This is a genomic window from Myroides profundi (assembly GCF_000833025.1).
Classification (GTDB): domain Bacteria; phylum Bacteroidota; class Bacteroidia; order Flavobacteriales; family Flavobacteriaceae; genus Flavobacterium; species Flavobacterium profundi_A.
In genome coordinates this window covers 200,607-218,394 of sequence record NZ_CP010817.1, presented here as the reverse complement: position 1 = coordinate 218,394, position 17,788 = coordinate 200,607, and the positions used below count along the sequence as shown (strand labels likewise).

15 protein-coding genes are annotated in these 17,788 nt (G+C 34.5%); 8 read left to right on the top strand and 7 right to left on the bottom strand.

Annotated elements, in window-relative coordinates; translation table 11 throughout:
• Positions 1-15: 15 nt before the first annotated feature.
• Positions 16-747 carry a hypothetical protein gene (locus tag MPR_RS00955; RefSeq protein WP_041888436.1) on the bottom strand — a complete coding sequence of 244 codons (732 nt, stop codon included), beginning with the start codon at positions 745-747 and terminating at the stop codon, positions 16-18.
• A 319-nt stretch (positions 748-1,066) separates the two neighbouring features.
• Here MPR_RS00955 and MPR_RS00950 point away from each other — a divergent pair, with 319 nt between their 5' ends.
• The 3 genes from MPR_RS00950 to MPR_RS00940 all read left to right on the top strand — a co-directional run bounded on the left by MPR_RS00950 (position 1,067) and on the right by MPR_RS00940 (position 2,677).
• On the top strand, positions 1,067-1,285 hold the full coding sequence (locus MPR_RS00950; RefSeq protein WP_006257734.1) for a hypothetical protein: 219 nt from the start codon (positions 1,067-1,069) through the stop codon (positions 1,283-1,285).
• 402 nt (positions 1,286-1,687) lie between these two features.
• Positions 1,688-2,248, top strand: coding sequence for a 2'-5' RNA ligase family protein (locus MPR_RS00945; RefSeq protein WP_041888434.1), 561 nt, complete (start codon positions 1,688-1,690; stop codon positions 2,246-2,248).
• 81 nt (positions 2,249-2,329) lie between these two features.
• Positions 2,330-2,677, top strand: coding sequence for a tRNA-binding protein (locus MPR_RS00940; RefSeq protein WP_041888432.1), 348 nt, complete (start codon positions 2,330-2,332; stop codon positions 2,675-2,677).
• A 126-nt stretch (positions 2,678-2,803) separates the two neighbouring features.
• Here MPR_RS00940 and MPR_RS00935 read toward each other — a convergent pair whose 3' ends face one another.
• Positions 2,804-4,465, bottom strand: coding sequence for a hypothetical protein (locus MPR_RS00935; RefSeq protein WP_041888430.1), 1,662 nt, complete (start codon positions 4,463-4,465; stop codon positions 2,804-2,806).
• Between the two features lie 40 nt (positions 4,466-4,505).
• Positions 4,506-5,609 carry a DUF2891 domain-containing protein gene (locus MPR_RS00930; RefSeq protein WP_041888428.1) on the bottom strand — a complete coding sequence of 368 codons (1,104 nt, stop codon included), beginning with the start codon at positions 5,607-5,609 and terminating at the stop codon, positions 4,506-4,508.
• Positions 5,610-5,748: 139 nt separating this feature from the next.
• Here MPR_RS00930 and MPR_RS00925 point away from each other — a divergent pair, with 139 nt between their 5' ends.
• The 5 genes from MPR_RS00925 to metG all read left to right on the top strand — a co-directional run bounded on the left by MPR_RS00925 (position 5,749) and on the right by metG (position 10,897).
• Positions 5,749-7,176 (top strand): DUF5074 domain-containing protein, encoded by a 1,428-nt coding sequence (locus MPR_RS00925; protein WP_041888426.1) that lies wholly within the window; start codon positions 5,749-5,751, stop codon positions 7,174-7,176.
• Between the two features lie 146 nt (positions 7,177-7,322).
• Positions 7,323-7,886, top strand: coding sequence for a hypothetical protein (locus tag MPR_RS00920; RefSeq protein ID WP_041888424.1), 564 nt, complete (start codon positions 7,323-7,325; stop codon positions 7,884-7,886).
• Between the two features lie 5 nt (positions 7,887-7,891).
• Positions 7,892-8,362, top strand: a complete 471-nt coding sequence (locus MPR_RS00915) for a hypothetical protein (RefSeq protein ID WP_006257742.1) — start codon at positions 7,892-7,894, stop codon at positions 8,360-8,362.
• A 30-nt stretch (positions 8,363-8,392) separates the two neighbouring features.
• Complete coding sequence (locus MPR_RS00910) at positions 8,393-8,641, top strand: hypothetical protein (RefSeq protein ID WP_041888421.1); 249 nt, start codon at positions 8,393-8,395, stop codon at positions 8,639-8,641.
• A 195-nt stretch (positions 8,642-8,836) separates the two neighbouring features.
• Positions 8,837-10,897 (top strand): methionine--tRNA ligase, encoded by a 2,061-nt coding sequence (metG, locus tag MPR_RS00905; RefSeq protein ID WP_041888419.1) that lies wholly within the window; start codon positions 8,837-8,839, stop codon positions 10,895-10,897.
• A 74-nt stretch (positions 10,898-10,971) separates the two neighbouring features.
• Here the strand turns inward: metG and MPR_RS00900 are convergent, their stop codons facing one another.
• The 4 genes from MPR_RS00900 to MPR_RS00885 all read right to left on the bottom strand — a co-directional run bounded on the left by MPR_RS00900 (position 10,972) and on the right by MPR_RS00885 (position 17,782).
• Positions 10,972-11,922: an aldo/keto reductase gene (locus MPR_RS00900; RefSeq protein ID WP_041888417.1), complete on the bottom strand. Its 951-nt coding sequence runs from the start codon at positions 11,920-11,922 to the stop codon at positions 10,972-10,974.
• 94 nt (positions 11,923-12,016) lie between these two features.
• Positions 12,017-14,791 carry a TonB-dependent receptor gene (locus tag MPR_RS00895; RefSeq protein ID WP_041888416.1) on the bottom strand — a complete coding sequence of 925 codons (2,775 nt, stop codon included), beginning with the start codon at positions 14,789-14,791 and terminating at the stop codon, positions 12,017-12,019.
• Positions 14,792-14,895: 104 nt separating this feature from the next.
• On the bottom strand, positions 14,896-16,521 hold the full coding sequence (gene pgi / locus MPR_RS00890) for a glucose-6-phosphate isomerase (RefSeq protein ID WP_041888415.1): 1,626 nt from the start codon (positions 16,519-16,521) through the stop codon (positions 14,896-14,898).
• A gap of 19 nt (positions 16,522-16,540) precedes the next feature.
• Complete coding sequence (locus MPR_RS00885) at positions 16,541-17,782, bottom strand: M23 family metallopeptidase (protein WP_041888413.1); 1,242 nt, start codon at positions 17,780-17,782, stop codon at positions 16,541-16,543.
• Positions 17,783-17,788 lie beyond the last annotated feature (6 nt).

Below are 17,788 nucleotides of genomic sequence, written 5' to 3'. Positions count from 1 at the left end.
TTATCAAGATATTAATCACCTCAACTTAAACTCTTCTATTCTCTGTTTTATAGTTGACCTTAATGCTCTTATTGTCAAATATGTTGATATAATCAGATACACTACAATCATCACCCAAGAATAACGATATCCACTAAAAAACATCAAACATATACACAACTGTATAATACTAAAGAATACTATAGTAAGAACCGCATAAGCTAACTCAACTCCTACCCACTTATACTTTATATGATTAGGCAATACACTATATGTAAGTAACCCAATAAGAAAGTATACAGCACCTATTAAAATTATGGCTATTAAAACTATACTAATCATCATCTGTACATCTATTACATAAGCTACTTTTTCTACTTGATTATAATAGATTCTAAAATGACTTCCTTCAATAGGTTTCCCCATTAATGAATTTTTGGCTTTATATTCAATACTATCACCTGACTTAGTCACAAATTTATAAACAGGAATATATGCTATAGTTTTCATCTTACCACTCCCTTCTGTCACTGTATTATATCCAGTAAGTACAGCAGTATATCTATCCATACTTTTAAACTCTTCACTTTTTATTTGCCACTGTTTAGTAGCATAATTAATCATTCCAAGTGCTACAACGGTGATAGACAAAATAAACAGACGTGTCCCGCTGGCGCCTTCTTTAACATATACTCCTTTGTTTTTATGTATAGTTGGTACTCTATACATTAACCATCCTATTATCACAATACCTATCAGTACTAACATCTTTATCAACTTAACTTCTAAACTTAAACTCCTTCAATACCAAAAACTAGTATTAAAAAATAAACTGGGTAAAAATAAATAACGTGAGGCTGTACTCATATTCTTTTTCTAAATCCTCAAACTACTTTATTAAACACTTACTGTAATTACAACTTTACTTTCTACTCCTTCTAAATAACGTTAAATGTTAATAAAAATTTTAACAAATATACTTTTCTTAAAAGTAATAAAGCACTGATATAAAATATTTTATCAACTCTATTTTTCTATCTACTTTATTATCCGTAACTTAATATATAATTTCAAAAACAACACAATCATGAAATACGTAAAAGAATTTTCAGCCTTAGATTTTGACAATGACATACTAGTTGTTGACTTTAAAGACCACCAAATAGAGAACCCTATTGTACAGGTATCTGAGATTATAGATGAATTTGTCTATCAAGTAAAGCCTTGTAAGATATTTATCTCTAAAGCTCATAATATAGATATAGCGACTGATGTCCCATTTAGAGGAAGAGTGGTTATACGATAATTAGAGTGTTATTTATACTTCTATAAAGCAAGGAGGCCTATCGAGAGAAGGTCTCCTTATTTTATTAGATATATCTTACTTTCTCCATACAATCCTTCATTAGAGATCCTTCGGATACAGTCTAAATCTCGTTCGCAAAACAACCTCTAATCCCTAGTAAACACTGGTTATTTCCGAATAACTTCCGAACAAAATCAAATCAAAAAAACACAATAAATTAGATCTCAATTACTTACAATCAAAAAGACACTCCATATTAAACCAAAAGAAGTATATCTGATCAATATCTCCAGATAGAGGCATAATAAGGCAATATGAGTAGTGAAATAACACAGTATTCATAACATAAAAAGAAATAAATACGCCTGATATTGTTTATTTTTACTCTTTAAAACTTATGCTATGATTTCTAAATACTCCCTTTGTTTTCAACCTGATGAAGCTACACTCGAACTAGTAAAGCAAATGAAGCTACAGCTAGCCGATGAGATAGGGTGGTATAACAGTAAGAATTCCTTAGCACATATCACTATTTCTAAGTTTAAAACTGACCTGAATGGTATCAAAAAAATAGCCGAATTAGTCAGAACACAATGTAGTACATTCACTCCTGTACAAGTACTATTTAACGACTATGGTCAATATCCTAACGGAGCGTTCTTCTTAGCAGTAGACGAGTTCTCTAAGCCTATTCTTCAAGAATATGCAAAAAAGGTAATGCGCAAAGTCGTTTTGCCCGAAATCTATAAGAGTAATGAACCTCATATGTCTATCGCGCGCAAACTAGACCCTGAGCGATTAGAGCGTGCATTGATTTATTTTCAGAAACCTGCTATCTCTTGTCTGTGTAATCATATCGCCTTACGCCAGTTTAATCCTGACAGAAGACAATACGATATCATCGCTACCTTCCCTTTCTTAGGCTTGCCGTCTAATGAGCCAGAACAGTTGTCGTTGTTTTAAAGCTATTCATGTTAAAAACAGATGAGCTCATCGTTTTTACTTTATTTTCCCTATTTTTGGAATTAATCACAAACCTAAAACATGGAAAATAACAACAATACATTGACTTGGGATGAGTTTTCTAAAGTAGAAATGAGAGTAGGTACTATCGTTGAAGCGGAAGTATTCGCTGAAGTGAGAAACCCTGCTTATAAGTTAGTAGTGGACTTCGGAGAAGAGATCGGAAAGAGAAAATCTTCTGCTCAGATTACTAAACTATATACGCCAGAAGAGCTGATCGGTAAACAAGTAGTAGCTGTAGTAAACTTCCCTCCTAAACAGATAGCTACTCTAATGAGTGAATGCCTAGTAATGGGAGCTGTAGAAGGAAAAGAGGTTACGTTAATGACAGTGGATAAGCCTACTAAAAATGGCTTAAGAATAGGGTAACTCCCATTTCGTAGAGGTATTAATACTTAGTATACATTATCACAGCTATATAATCTGTAGTGCAATGCTTTGTAAAAAATAACGGTTTACAGTCTATGAACTGTAAACCGTCAAATATTAACTTCATTATATCTTACCTAATTTCTTTAAAAAGGCTTCTTCTGCTTGATTAAAAGCATACATAGCTGAGTGAGTAGAGGTAAAGTTATCCGTCAGCTTAGATCTAAAAGCACTATACTGTGTCTTACCATCTTCTTTAAAAAAATCAACTATAGCTGTATATTCACCTGTATCTATATTATGTAGAATACGTGCTTGATAGTTACTCGTCTTATCTTTTCTACCGAGTTCTCTATACTTCTGATCATTATACATATATACATTAAAGAAATAATCACTTACGTATCCACCATCTATACGCTCTGAGGCCATCCCGTTACTCTCTATTAATTCTATAAATAGTCTATTAAAGCGCTCTGCTACAGTATCGTTGAAGTCTTTATAGACAGAGAAGACACTCTCTTTTAGCAACGTTTTGCCCATGCGCATCGCTTCTATGATATCATCGTCATCCGGAAAGTATTCACCCCAGGTATGTTCTTCTTTTATCTCATCTATAAACACATCTCGTGTACGGTGTGTAGTCGGATATACATTAAGCATAAAGAAAGGCAGTCCGTCTTCGCCCTTTACTTGATCTAGAGCATGAACAGAGTTGTCTGAAATAATACTAGTAATGCGAATCTTATTGATATAACAAGGCATATCTATAGAGACAATACATCTCACATCTAAGGTTCCCTTCACATGCAGTTCACCATGGTTATACTTAGCATATACTACCTCACCATAGACACTCCCACCTATATAATGTGTGTTTCCACAGAAATAAGCATTCTTCACTACCAAGTCTCCCATCACAATCAACATCGGAGAAAAGTCTAGTTCCTGACAAAACAAAGAATCTGTTACCTTTAGATCACCTAAGAATATATATCCCTGTATGTCTATCTCATAATCTTCTATGAAGTTAAGCACTTCTAGTTCCTCTATTTCTGCATCATTATCTACTACTAAAAAGAAAGAGCTCTCATCACTTAAGTCATATACTAAATTGTCTAATGTAAATAACTCTTCGTTCTGATCATTTACTCCTTTTAGCCCTTTAAGTAGATCTAGCCCATTGCGTATACTGACTACGCGATACATAATCCCATTGTAGAAGATGGTGTCTATCTCTGGCTCTTGATTAATAGCCTCTATGCTAAACATCTGTGCGTGCTCCACCATATTAGCGATCTTGTCATCGAACTCAAAAAAGTGATTAACAGAATACAATAGATCACATACGCTACTAAACCAATCTACTGCTCTACTCTTATGCATCTCATCTTTAGGAGTCAGCAATGATAACTGATCATTATAAGCATTGTGCTCTTGGTAGAATACAAGTACATCACTTACATCCATCCCTACTCTGCGTATAAAGTAGTGATACATCTCTGCATCCTTCTCTCCTTCTCTATTAATATAATCTCGTGAGATAACGATACGAGTATTAAACTCGTCTTCTTGAAAATATATAGCAAACTGATTACTCGCTTCCTTATCCTTACCTATCACATCATAAGCTTCTAAAAAATCTCCTACATTCTCATCATCTCTTAATAAAAGCCATCTATTATAATATAAACTCTGTACAATAGATAAGCTGAATATCTTCCTTACTGCCTCTATAGATAGGTCTCTATCCTTATCCTCGATGCTAAACATTTCTCTTAATGTCATACTACTTCTATTGTGTTTTCTTATTTATCTACTATTAAGGTTACTGGTGTATTAATGTATACAAGGCAAAAGTACCTAACCAGTGGCTACCCATATAATCGTCTCCTGTAATATTGCCAAACGAATTATTAAAGTGTTGAACTGACAATGCATTCAGATTAAGCGCTAACTCTGGTAATGCCTTCCCTATTTCTTTAAAACAAGTAGCTCTACTAAAGTTCAATCCATCTAAATGTACTAAATGTCCGTCTGATCGATCAGATACTTTAGCTACTTCTATGGTAAAATTCTGATCAAATAGTTGTGGTAAGAACGCCTTAGTCCAAGTGCGATACTCATCTTGATTCATTACTTTACTCATCAGGCGAGCTTCTTCTAAACATGGCGATAAAAAGTCATGTCCACTAGGTTCGAAGGCAATATTACACCCCTTATCCTCACCATACAGACGTTTAGCATTGGTTACTATTAATTGTTCAAATGATTTATCACCCATCTGACGTGCATAATCTAGTGATAGTGATAGCCCAAAAGCAGTATTGTCATGTGTACCTGTGCGTATTGGGTATAATAGTTTAGGTAAGTATTCTGCATAACGCTCTTTCATAATCTTCGCTAATGGCTCTATTGTCTTCGCCCAGCGTTGCGCATCAGCATCTTGCCATTGAGACAAAGTACCGTGAAGCTGAAACAGCCATGCCCAACCATACGTACGTTCAAAGTTCTTATTATTAGGGTCATGGAAAAAAGCTAACTCCACTGCTACATTCTCATCTGTAATCAGATTATTTAATCTAGTACGTATCTGTCCATCTCCATCTAACTCCGGAAACTTCTGTAATAAAGTAACAATAGACCAAAAACCATGTACTGAAGAATGCCAGTCAAAACATCCATAAAATATAGGACGCAATGCCTTAGGATTCTTTAGATCATCATTACTGCCAAGTGTTTGTCCTAATCGGTTAGGATATTCTAATTCGATACAGTGTAAAGGCAACTCTATAATCTTCTTCGCCTCAGCTACTGTAAGTGTTAATGCTGGTTGGTCTTCTGTATTGATGGGATTATTTGAAGGCTGTTGTTTCTCTGTACACGAAAACAACAATACACTCGCAAATAACAAACTTCCTATTTTTCTCATTTTACTCTATTCTTTATTCCTCTAAAATAGTAAAATACTCCTATTTATAAGTGTTCTTTAAAAAAAGAAAACAAAAAGTCTTTGTTCGCATGGATGAAGCCTTATTTTTGTAGATAACATAAAAAACAAATAAACTACTATGACTAAAAAAATTTTGACTCGCTCACTAGTTTTTTCGCTTCTGGCATTAACCTTTGCTTGTAGCTCTGACGATAATAATCAAAATGAAGATGGTTTTAGAATCATCCCTCCTTCTGCTCCTACTCCTCTGATACAACCTAGTGGTTTCTATATCGCTAATGAAGACTGGTTTGGGCATGATATGGGAAGTGTGAATTTCTTAGACTATGGTTTAAATAGAAAATATAGAATATATGCTGAAGCGAACCCTAATAAAGAATTGGGAGTAACTACTACTATGGGGGTAGCGTTCGGTGAGAATTATTACATTATCTCTAAACAAGGAAATAAATTAGTAATCACAGATAAGGACTTTAAGGAAGTAAAAACTATAAAAGATATACCTGGTGTTCAGGCGAACTCTTTCGTAGGAATTTCAGATCATAAAGCATACATCGCTACGACTAACGGAATCGTTATTCTAAATACCAATGACAAAGTGGTTAGTGGTAATGTAGCAGGTGTTACCTCAATGACAGGTAATATGGTCTATGTAGATGGTAAAGTATATGCGGTAGTACAAGGTAAAGGCTTAACAATCATCAATACGGATACAGATACTGTAATCGATACAAAGGCAGGTGGATATACACAAGTAGCCTTAGACAGAAATGGTATCGTATGGGCAGGTAAAGGCAGTGAAATAGAACGTATCAACCCTAAAGACGCACAAGACACTAAAGCTTATAATATTGCAGCTGCTCCAATCCAAGGTAAATGGGGTGCATGGAATCCAGGTTCTATGTCTCCAAGTATGAAAGAGGATGCTATCTATTGGATAGCAAATGACGGGGCTTGGAACGGTGGAAACAAGGTAGCTAAATTCGACACCAAAATAGGCGAGTTAAACAGTGAATTCTATGAACTAGGCCAGGATGATATGGGGAATAATCTAGAGTTCTATGCTGCTGGACTTAGAGTAGATCCTATCAAAGATGATTTAGTATTACTAATAAAAAGACCGGGATGGGGAAATAATGGAAGTTATAACTGGACTAGAATAGTATCTAATACGGGGGCTCTAAAAGGTCAAGCATTTATGGAAGGTGGTGAATCAAATGAAGCGAATGGACACTACTGGTTCCCTTCTGTACCTTTCTTCCAAGATAATAATGCTCCTGAAATCTTAGTGAACCAAATAGTATTAAAACCAAACAAAGAATTCAGAGTAGCGCTTAAAGATATCGTAGTAGATCAAGATAGCCCATATAACTTAATCGAAAAGTCTGTAAAAAACTTAGAAAATGAGTTTGGTTATGCTACTATAGAAGGTGATGAATTAGTTATCAAAACAAATGAAAAAACAGGAAAAACATCAATGAATATGAAGGTTAGTTCTAATGGAAAGAAACTTCAAAAAGATGTTGAAATCTGGGTAAGAAACTAAATATTACACAAGAACGAATAAACTAGAGGTCGCTATACAGCGACCTCTTTCATTATACATAAACACCTAATATTCAACTCACAAACATTTTAAAAATAGTTATCCATATAATCTCTTTTTTTGTACTTTTGGTTAAAATTTAAGCTATGAAAACAAGAACAATGCTTACTACATTATCACTATTTTTAGTGGTATTATTGAGTAGTTGTAACAATAAGGATATTACTTCTTCTAAAGCTCTTGATACTATAGAAGCTCACTTAGAAGACAAACCTGAGTTTGAGAGTACAACAATTCAACTTGGTACTAAGAAATTTAGAAAGAAAAAAGATAGCCTACAGATCAATCAATACAAAGTATTGGAAAAAGAAGGTTATATAGAATTTGAGAATGAGTCTGCTAAGAAAAAATGGTTGTCTAAAGATTCTATCTGGAATGTAACGGTAAAGCTAACTGAGAAAGCACATCCTTATGTAATCAATCAAAAAAGTGATAAGGTAACTGTCAAAACAATAGAATATACATTAGATAAAAGCAATAATCTACAACTGAATAACAGAAGTAAGAAATCTGCATCTGCCTCTGTCATGCTATCTAAACAGTATACTCCTTTTATCGTGTTCTCTAAAGATAAAAACCCGAACACAAAGTTTATTACTAAGAAGTACAAACTCCGCTATAGTGAAGAAAACGGATGGTCTATTAACTAGAAATAATGGGAAAGAATATTACTATTTTAGTATTTATACAACTTAGTCTAGCGATAATATCTGCTGTACTTATCTCTAAGATGTCTTTCTTAGGAAGAGTAGGTATTTCGCTAATGTATAAACAGTACACTGTATTTAAAACGCCTTGGAAGACTGCATTAATTATATTTGGTATTCAGGTAGCGCTAATTATCATCTTAGCTCTATTTAAGTATTTCTCTTCAAGACCGATTGCTAATATCGTTACAGTAGTTTTACTTATCATAGGAGTTATAGGCGCTTACTATACGTATATCGACTTTACGAGAACTTCGCACAAGCACATGAAGTTTTACTTCCATCTAGGAGGTTATATGTTTTGGTTTAACTGGATCTTCAGTTGTCTATTCTTCTTTTGTTTAAAAGGTAAAAGAAAAGCTTTACCTTTATCAACAACTGAATTAGATCAATCTGACATTCAACCCAAAATAGATTAGATTATATAAAACAACAATACTACTCACACCATGAATAAACACATTATACTAATGGCTGCTATGGCAATCATGACTGTAGGATGCAAAGAAAACAAAGCCACTACTCCTGTCAAATCAACATCACTAAAGTCTTCTACTACGAAAACAAATAATGACAATGGTACAATGGCTATACCTATGCACGGCACTGGAGAGAATAGTTCTTCTGCTACTAATGGAAGTTTCAAAATGGATGAGAGTATGAAAAAAAATATTCAAGAACAGAAAGCTCAGGAGTAAAAAGCTTTCTTCATTTGATAAATTAGTATGGCCTTAGAATTATTTGACTAGTTCTAAGGTCTTTTTATTTTAATTTAAATTCAACAATAGATAACCTATCGCGAATTAAGCTCAAAAATAAATAGTCGTAATCCGTTACTATTGTTTATTTTTGCATTCTTATTAAATTCGTTTGATATTAACAGTAATTGATATATGATACAAGAACCTAAAAGATATACTATTACAGCAGCATTGCCTTATACGAATGGACCTATCCATATCGGGCACTTAGCTGGTGTATATGTACCTGCTGATATTTATGCAAGATTCTTGCGTTTGCAAGGAAAGGACGTAGCGTTTATATGTGGAAGTGATGAGCACGGAGTAGCTATTTCTATGAAAGCTAAAAAAGAGGGAATTACTCCTCAACAAGTAATTGATAAATACAACGGTATTATCAAGCAATCTTTTATGGACTTCGGTATCTCTTTAGACAATTACTCTCGTACTTCATCTTCTATTCACCATCAGACAGCTTCTGAATTCTTCAAGAAGTTATACAACGAAGGTAAATTCATAGAAGAAGTTACAGAACAATTATACGATGAGAAAGCTGATCAGTTCTTAGCTGACCGTTTCGTAACAGGTACTTGTCCTAAATGTGCTAATGAAGAGGCTTATGGAGACCAATGTGAAAAATGTGGTACTTCATTAAATGCAACAGATTTAATCAATCCTAAGTCTACTATCACTGGAACTAAACCAATCTTAAAGTCAACTAAACACTGGTTCTTACCATTAGACCAATATGATACATTTTTACGTGAGTGGATCCTAGAAGGTCATAAAAATGACTGGAAACCTAATGTATACGGACAAGTTAAATCTTGGTTAGAGGATGGGCTTAAACCTCGTGCTGTAACGCGTGACTTAGACTGGGGTATCCCTGTACCTGTAGAAGGTGCTGAAGGGAAAGTTCTTTATGTATGGTTTGATGCGCCTATCGGGTACATCTCATCTACTAAAGAATGGGCTCAGAGAGAAGGTAAAGACTGGGAACCATACTGGAAGTCTGATGATACGAAGTTAGTACACTTCATTGGTAAAGATAATATTGTATTCCACTGTGTGATATTCCCTGCGATGTTGAAAGCAGAAGGAAGCTATATCTTACCTGATAACGTACCTGCTAATGAGTTCTTAAACTTAGAAGGTAACAAACTTTCTACGTCTAAAAACTGGGCAGTATGGTTACACGAGTACTTAGAAGATTTCCCTGGTAAACAAGATGTATTGCGTTATGCCTTGACTTCTAACGCTCCTGAGACAAAAGACAATGACTTTACTTGGAAAGATTTCCAAGCTAGAAATAACAATGAGTTGGTAGCTATCTTCGGTAACTTCATTAACCGTGTGGTAGTATTGACAAATAAATATTACGAAGGTGTAGTGCCTCATCCTAATGAGTTCTCTGATGTTGATATCGCTACATTAACTGAGTTAAGAGCTTATCCTAGCGTTATCGAAAGTTCTGTAGAGCGCTATAGATTCAGAGAGGCATTGTCAGAGATGATGAATGTAGCTCGTCTAGGAAATAAGTACTTAGCTGATGAAGAACCTTGGAAACTAATCAAGGAGAACCCTGAAAGAGTAAAAACACAAATGTATGTAGCCTTACAAATAGCTGCTGCGTTAAGTACTTTAGCTGAACCATTCTTACCATTCACTGCTAACAAACTGAAATCTATTCTAAAAATAGATACCCCTATCCAATGGAGTACTATCGCAGAAGATAAAGTATTATTACCTGCAGGACACACTATCGGACAAGCTGAACTATTATTCGCTAAGATAGAAGATGAAGAGGTGCAAAAACAATTGGATCGTCTAGAAGCTTCTAAAAAAGCAAATGCAGCTGCTGCAAAAGTAGTAGAGCCACAAAAAGACACTGCTACTTATGAAGACTTTGCTAAGTTAGACTTACGTGTTGGAACTATCGTAGAAGCTGAGAAAATGCCAAAAGCAAATAAGCTTTTAGTATTAAAAGTAGATACTGGTATGGATGTGCGTACTATCGTATCAGGTATTGCTGAACACTTCAAACCTGAGGATATCATCGGTAAGAGAGTAACGGTATTAGCTAACCTTGCTCCTCGTGCACTAAGAGGTGTGGAAAGTCAAGGTATGATACTAATGACTGAAGACCAAGATGGCAAGTTAGTATTCGTGAATCCAGACGAGCAAAATGTAAAAAACGGAGCTACGATTAATTAGTCAGAGCTTTTACAATAATAAAAAAGGCAGACTTTAAAGGTCTGCCTTTTTATTTATTTTGAATTTATTATCTATTAATATTCACTCACTTTATCTAATAAAGCTATCTCTTCTACTGATAGCTTAATCTCAGTAGAACGTATTAAACTTTTTAACTGAGAGCTCGATGTAGCACTAACGATAGGGGTACTAATAGAAGGTTTGTGTACTTGCCATGCTATAGCAATCTCTGCAATAGTGGCATTGTGTTGTTTCGCTAATATCTCTAGTTGATCTATAATACGCATTCCTCTCTCATTAATATACCCTTCCACCATATCCTTTCTAGAACTACCTTCGATATCATCTAAGTTTCTATACTTTCCACTTAAGAAACCACTTGCTAATGCAAAATAGCTCATTACAGCAAGTTTCTCTTCTTCTACTAAAGGCAAGTATTCATGCTCATACTTCTCTCTATCATAAAGATTATAAAGAGGCTGTATAGCGATATACTCTGCCCATCCCTTTTCTCGGGCAATAGCATTACTAGAAGCAATACGATCAACCTCTAAATTAGAAGCACCTAAATATCTTACCTTACCAGCCTTAACTAAACTATTAAAAGCCTCCATGGTTTCTTCTTGTGAAGTCTCTAAGTCATCATAGTGAGAGAAGTATAAATCAATATAATCTGTATTCAATCTCATCAATGAAGCGTCCACACATCCTTCAATATATTCTCTCTTAAGTCCTTTTGTTCCATCTCCCATACGACCTCCTACTTTAGTAGAAAGAACGATATCATGACGCTTCTTACTCTCTTTAAACCACTTCCCTATTATTGCTTCAGATTCACCACCCACATTACCAGGTGCCCAATGAGAATAGTTATTTGCTGTATCTATAAATGTTAGTCCATTGTCATAAAGTTCGTCTAACATCTTAAAAGATTCTTTCTCATCTAAAGTCCATCCAAAGACATTACCTCCGAAAGACAAAGCTGGAACATATAACTCCGACTTTCCAAATTTATATTTTGCCATATTTATACATTTCTATTATAACTCTAAAGTTAAGCAATAAAAAAAGGAGACCATTACTGATCTCCTTTTTTATGATATATTTTGTGATAACTTATTAGAAGTTATAACGTAATGTAAAGTTCCAAGTTCTACCGTTTCCGAAGTAAACTTCGTTAGCAGTATCAACACCTTTCCAGTTTACATTATTCGCTTTACTATCTCCACCGTGGATATTAGTTCTAGAATAAGAAATGTAAGTTGTATCAAATACGTTGTTTACGTTAGCACGCATTGTTACACTGTTTTTCTTTTCTTTTCCAACGTGCATTTTGTAAGATAATCCTGCATCAAACAAATTGAAAGAAGGTAATGAAATAGATCCTTTATGATCTGTTTTTCCAAAATCATTTGGGTTAATTGCAGCATAAAACTTATCATTATAACGGAAGTTACCATCTACTTTTAATCCAGGTAATACTTCATAAGCAGCTCCTAAGTTAAGAATAAACTGAGGTGCATCACCAACTTTAACTCCATCTAAATATAAAGTTTTTTGCATTGGTTTATTAGTATTTGGATCGATGATTGGAGCATTTGTTCCTTCATCTAAGAAATCTGCACTAACATTTCCTTTATAATTCCAATCTCCCCAAGATAAAGATCCTGTAATATCTAAACGATCAATAGGATTATAAATAAAGTCCATTTCTAACCCCATGTGAATTTGCTCAATTCCATATAAGTTAGCATAACCTGGAGTTTGAGTTCCATTAGATCCTACACCAAATACGTCTCTTTCGAAAATACGTTGAATTCTATCTTTCCAAGAAGTACGGTATAAGTTCACGTTTGCTCTAAAGTTATCAAGACGTAAACCATATCCTAACTCTAATCCAAATATTTTTTCATTTTTAAGATTAGGGTTAATATCATTACTATTGTTGATATAAACACCATTGTTCATAAATGGTTGACGAGAGAAGTATCCAGAGTTAACGAAAACATTGTGGTTCTCATTAATATTATAGTTAAGTCCTCCTTTAATACTTCCTCCTGATAAACTCTTCCAAGAAGTTTTATATTTCTCAGCACCTTCAGGAGAATTACGATCATAAGTCATATAATCGATTCTTCTGAACCATTGATTAGAGATAGACCCTTGAACAAACACAGTTAAATCATTCTTAGAATATTCTACTTGTCCAAATCCACCTAGCCATTTTACGTTACCATCGTTATCGTAAGCTACTTTTTGACGATCTCCCCAATCAACCCATGGGTTAGCTGGTGCTTTACTAGTATAAGTTTGATTAACTACTCTTGAACCTGCAGTTTTATGTGAAGTATCAACATAACCAGGAGCTCCTAATAAATCATCTAATACTTGGAAGTGGTATCCTACATAAGTACGAGCATCAACTCCAATATCGAAGTTCCAATTCTCATTTACTTTTGCATTTAAGTTCATTACTGTACCATACCAATCGTGTGAGTTAATACTTGCACGACGAACAAATCCATTATTCTTATCTGAATAGTATGCACCATTAATCATTTTTTTATCTGCTCCAAAATCAGCAACATGTTTTCCTGAGTTCCATGCAGCTATATCGTCAAAACGAATGTGACCATTTTGGTCTTTAAACATTTCGTGTCTTTGATCTTTTCCATTAATCTTTCCAAGAGCACCGTTTCCACCTCCACGTCCCCAAGAACCGTAAGCAACTGTGTTTAATGTAAAGATATCATTGATTTTATAATCCCAGTTTAATGAAGCAACTGGTTTGTTATAGTAGTTTCTAGCCCATGAGTAACCTTCTCCTTGATACATTCCATAATCAGGATTGTATTTTCTATTTGGTTTACCATCTTCGCTATACTTCAAGTAGTCAGCAATAGTTGGGTTAGTACTTCTTTGGTTATGCCATTGATTAGCCCCTGTAAAAGTAAACTGTACATTGTGACGGCTATCTTTTGAACGGTATCCTAAACCTAAGAAATAAGCTACACTTTCGAAATCTGTTCCTTCAACATACCCATTACCTCTAGTATAAGACATTAATAAAGATGCAGATAAACCGCTATCTAAAATACCTGTACTATAAGAAGCTGAACCTTTAAAATAATCATTATTTCCAACACCTGCAGATAACGAACCACCTTCTTTCATGTCAGAAGTTTTCGTTAAGATGTTCATAGTTCCTCCTACAGAAGAAATCGCGATTTTAGAAGATCCTAAACCTCTTTGAACTTGTACTGCAGAAGCAACGTCTTGTGCACCAGCCCAGTTTGACCAATACACAGAACCACCTTCCATATCATTAACAGGCATACCGTTAACTAATACAGCGATGTTCTTTTGATCAAAACCACGGATATTCATTTTAGAATCTCCAAACCCTCCTCCTCCTTGAGAAGCATAAACAGATGGAGTTGTGTTTAAAATTTCAGGAAACTCTTGAGAACCAAGTTTTTCTTGAATTTCAGCAGCTTTAATTGTAGAAACAGCTACTGGAGTTTTACGATCTTTTGCTACGTCAGCAACACCCATAATAACGATGTCATCTAACATATTCTGGTCAGCAGCAAGTACTACAGTCCCAAGATCTACTTTCTTATCAGCGCCAACTTTGAAAGCTACAGTCTTAGACTGATATCCAATAAAAGAGATAACAACTTCTCCTTTATCCTCAGAAACATTCAGCTCGAACTTACCATCCATATCAGATGATGCCCCGTTCAGTGTTCCTTTTACTATGATTGCTGCTCCAGGTAATCCCGATTGGAATTCACCATCCACAACAACACCAGTAATTTTGTTTTGTGAAAGTGCAGATACTGAGGTAAATACCATTACCATCATCAGCATCCAGTTCTTCAAGTTTTTCATTTTGTAAGTGTAAGTGATAAAATTATTTTCGCAACAAATGTACAAAAACATCCATACTCAATGTTACCAAAACATTAAAATTAACGTTTTATCACTATTTAGACTTATTCTACAACTCTATTTTTTACAAAATAACGCAATAAAAAGGCTGTTGAACTATCATGTTCACATATATTTTTAGATTTAATTTCATTTTGTATATTCTTTGCCAAAATCTTTCCGTACTCTACACCGAACTGATCAAAGCTATAAATATTCCAAATTACACCTTGAACGAACGTCTTATGTTCATATAGTGCGATTAACTCACCTAAACTTTTAGGGGTTAATTTGTTTATTAAGATTGTATTTGATGGTTTATTACCACAAAACTCTCTAAAGTTACTTAAAAAAGGCCCTCCATCACTTTCATACTCTTCTCCTATCTTACCCTTTAATAGAGCTTCGCTTTGACCAAAGAAGTTAGACATCAATATATCGTGATTAGTACTCTCTTTAAAATGCGGATTTACAAAACCAATAAAATCAATAGGAATCACCTTAGTTCCTTGATGAAAAAGTTGAAAGAACGCATGTTGAGCCGAAACTCCTACCTCTCCCCAAATTAAAGTCCCAGTTTGATAATTAACAGGATTACCATTCCTGTCTTTATTCTTTCCGTTACTTTCCATAATCATCTGCTGTAAATGAGCAGGTAATTTACCTAGTAATTGACTATAAGGAACAACTGCTTCTGTCTCATATCCATAGAAATTATTATACCATACACTTAGAAGAGCCATTAAAACAGGTAAGTTCTCTTTAAAATCAGCCTCTTTAAAATGCTTATCCATTGTATGAGCACCATCTAGAAGTTGTTCAAAATGATCATAACCGACAGCTAAAGCAATAGAAATCCCAACAGCACTCCACAGAGAAAACCTTCCTCCTACAAAGTCCCACATAGGATAAATATTCTCGCGTTTCACACCAAAGCTCATTGCTTCTTCTATAGCGACAGACACACCTACATAGTGTGAGCTCAAATCGACCTTCCCTAAACTACTCTCTAACCAATACTTTATTTTCTTTGCATTTTCTATTGTCTCCTGAGTAGTAAATGTCTTAGAAACAATCAGAACTAAAGTAGTCTCTGGATTAAGTTTATTTAATACAGACTGCAGATAATCATCATCAATATTAGAGATATAATGCATTCCTAATTCTGTACGATAATTTGCTAATGCATGAACAACCATCTTAGGCCCTAAGTCAGACCCTCCGATACCAACATTAATTACATCCGTAAATTTCTTACCAGAATAAGAAGTATAGCTACCGTCTAATACTTTAGCCGTAAACGCTTTAATACGCTCACGAGTCTCTTGTATCTCTGTTAGAACATTTTCTCCATTTACTATAACAGATGAATTATCTGACAAATCTCTTAAGGCTGTATGCAACACAGCTCTTTTCTCAGTTGCATTAATAATTCCTCCATTATACATTGCTTGAATTGCATCTTTTAGGTTCAACTCATTTGCAAGTTCTAATAATAGCGATATGGTCTCTTCTGTAATCTTATTCTTTGAATAATCTAATAGAAAATCCTCCCATTGAATATTCATTTTATTAGCTCTTTCAGGATCTTTGGCAAACAACTCTTGCATCTGAACAAATTCCATTTGACCATAATGCTCCCTAAGCTTTTTCCAAGCTAAAGTTCCAGAAGGATTTATACTCTCTAACATCTCAACAACTAACTAACTTTTATTCTCCTTTAAATTTTTCGTTTAATGCTTTATCTAATTCAGCTTTAAGTGGTGTAATATACTCCTTAAATGCTGGCAAATCTCTCTTTTCCATTGGCACAGAGTTAGGTAAAGATTGACTCAATGGATCTACCTGTACCCCGTTTTTCCAAAAACGGTAACATACGTGTGGTCCAGTCGCTAGACCTGTACTTCCTACAAGTCCTATTGTCTGTCCCTGATCTACTCTTTGTCCAACTTTTACAAGTATTTTGGACATATGTAAATATTGAGTAGAATATGTTCCATTGTGTTTTACTTTTACAAAGTTACCATTTCCTGCCGTATATCCAGCTCTTTCAACTACACCAGATGCAGTAGTCATAATTGGAGTCCCTGTAGGCGCTGCATAATCAGTTCCATTATGAGACTTCCACTTCTTCTGTACAGGGTGAAAACGATTCTTAGAATATTTAGAAGTAATTCTAAAGAACTTCAATGGAGCCTTTAAGAACATACTCTTCATTGGTCGCCCTTCTTCATCAAAATATTCAGTTGATTTTGAATCCTGTCTTTTGTAAGGAAAAGAATACAAATCCTTTCCTCTATATCTAAAATAAGCAGCATCTATTTTAGATACTCCTAGATAAATAGTATCATTAATATACTTTTCTTCAATGGTAAAGGCAAAACGATCTTCTGGTTGCAATTTAAAGAAGTCAATAGACCATGCAAAGATCTGTGACATTTTAGTTGCTAATGACTGATCAACACCTTCTTTACCTAAACTTAACGAAAGCGATCCTTCTATTTTGGAAGCAACTGTTCTTCTTTTTATAGTTACTGGATATGTTATCGTATATGCACTCACAGAGTCGCGCAAATCTATCACTTGGTATCCTGAGATATTAGGATGATAGATAAATGCCGCTAACTTCTCTTGTTCCTTTCTATACTTAACTAAAGCATAAGGTTGACCAACACGAATATTACGTACATTGAATGTATCCTTTACTTGAGTAACTATATTATGAACTTCAGTAGAACCAATATTATTATCCCCAAAAATCTTCCCAATATTATCTCCACTTCGAATAGTATCTTCTACTAAAATGTAATCCTTTAAATCAAAACCATATAATTCACCTACAATTTCTTCTACATGTTCCTGTTCTGGTTGAGTCTCTATAGTGATCTCTTCCGTTTTTTTACATGAAATAAGCGCTGTAGCGATTAGTACACTATAAATAAATTGCTTCAAAACTCT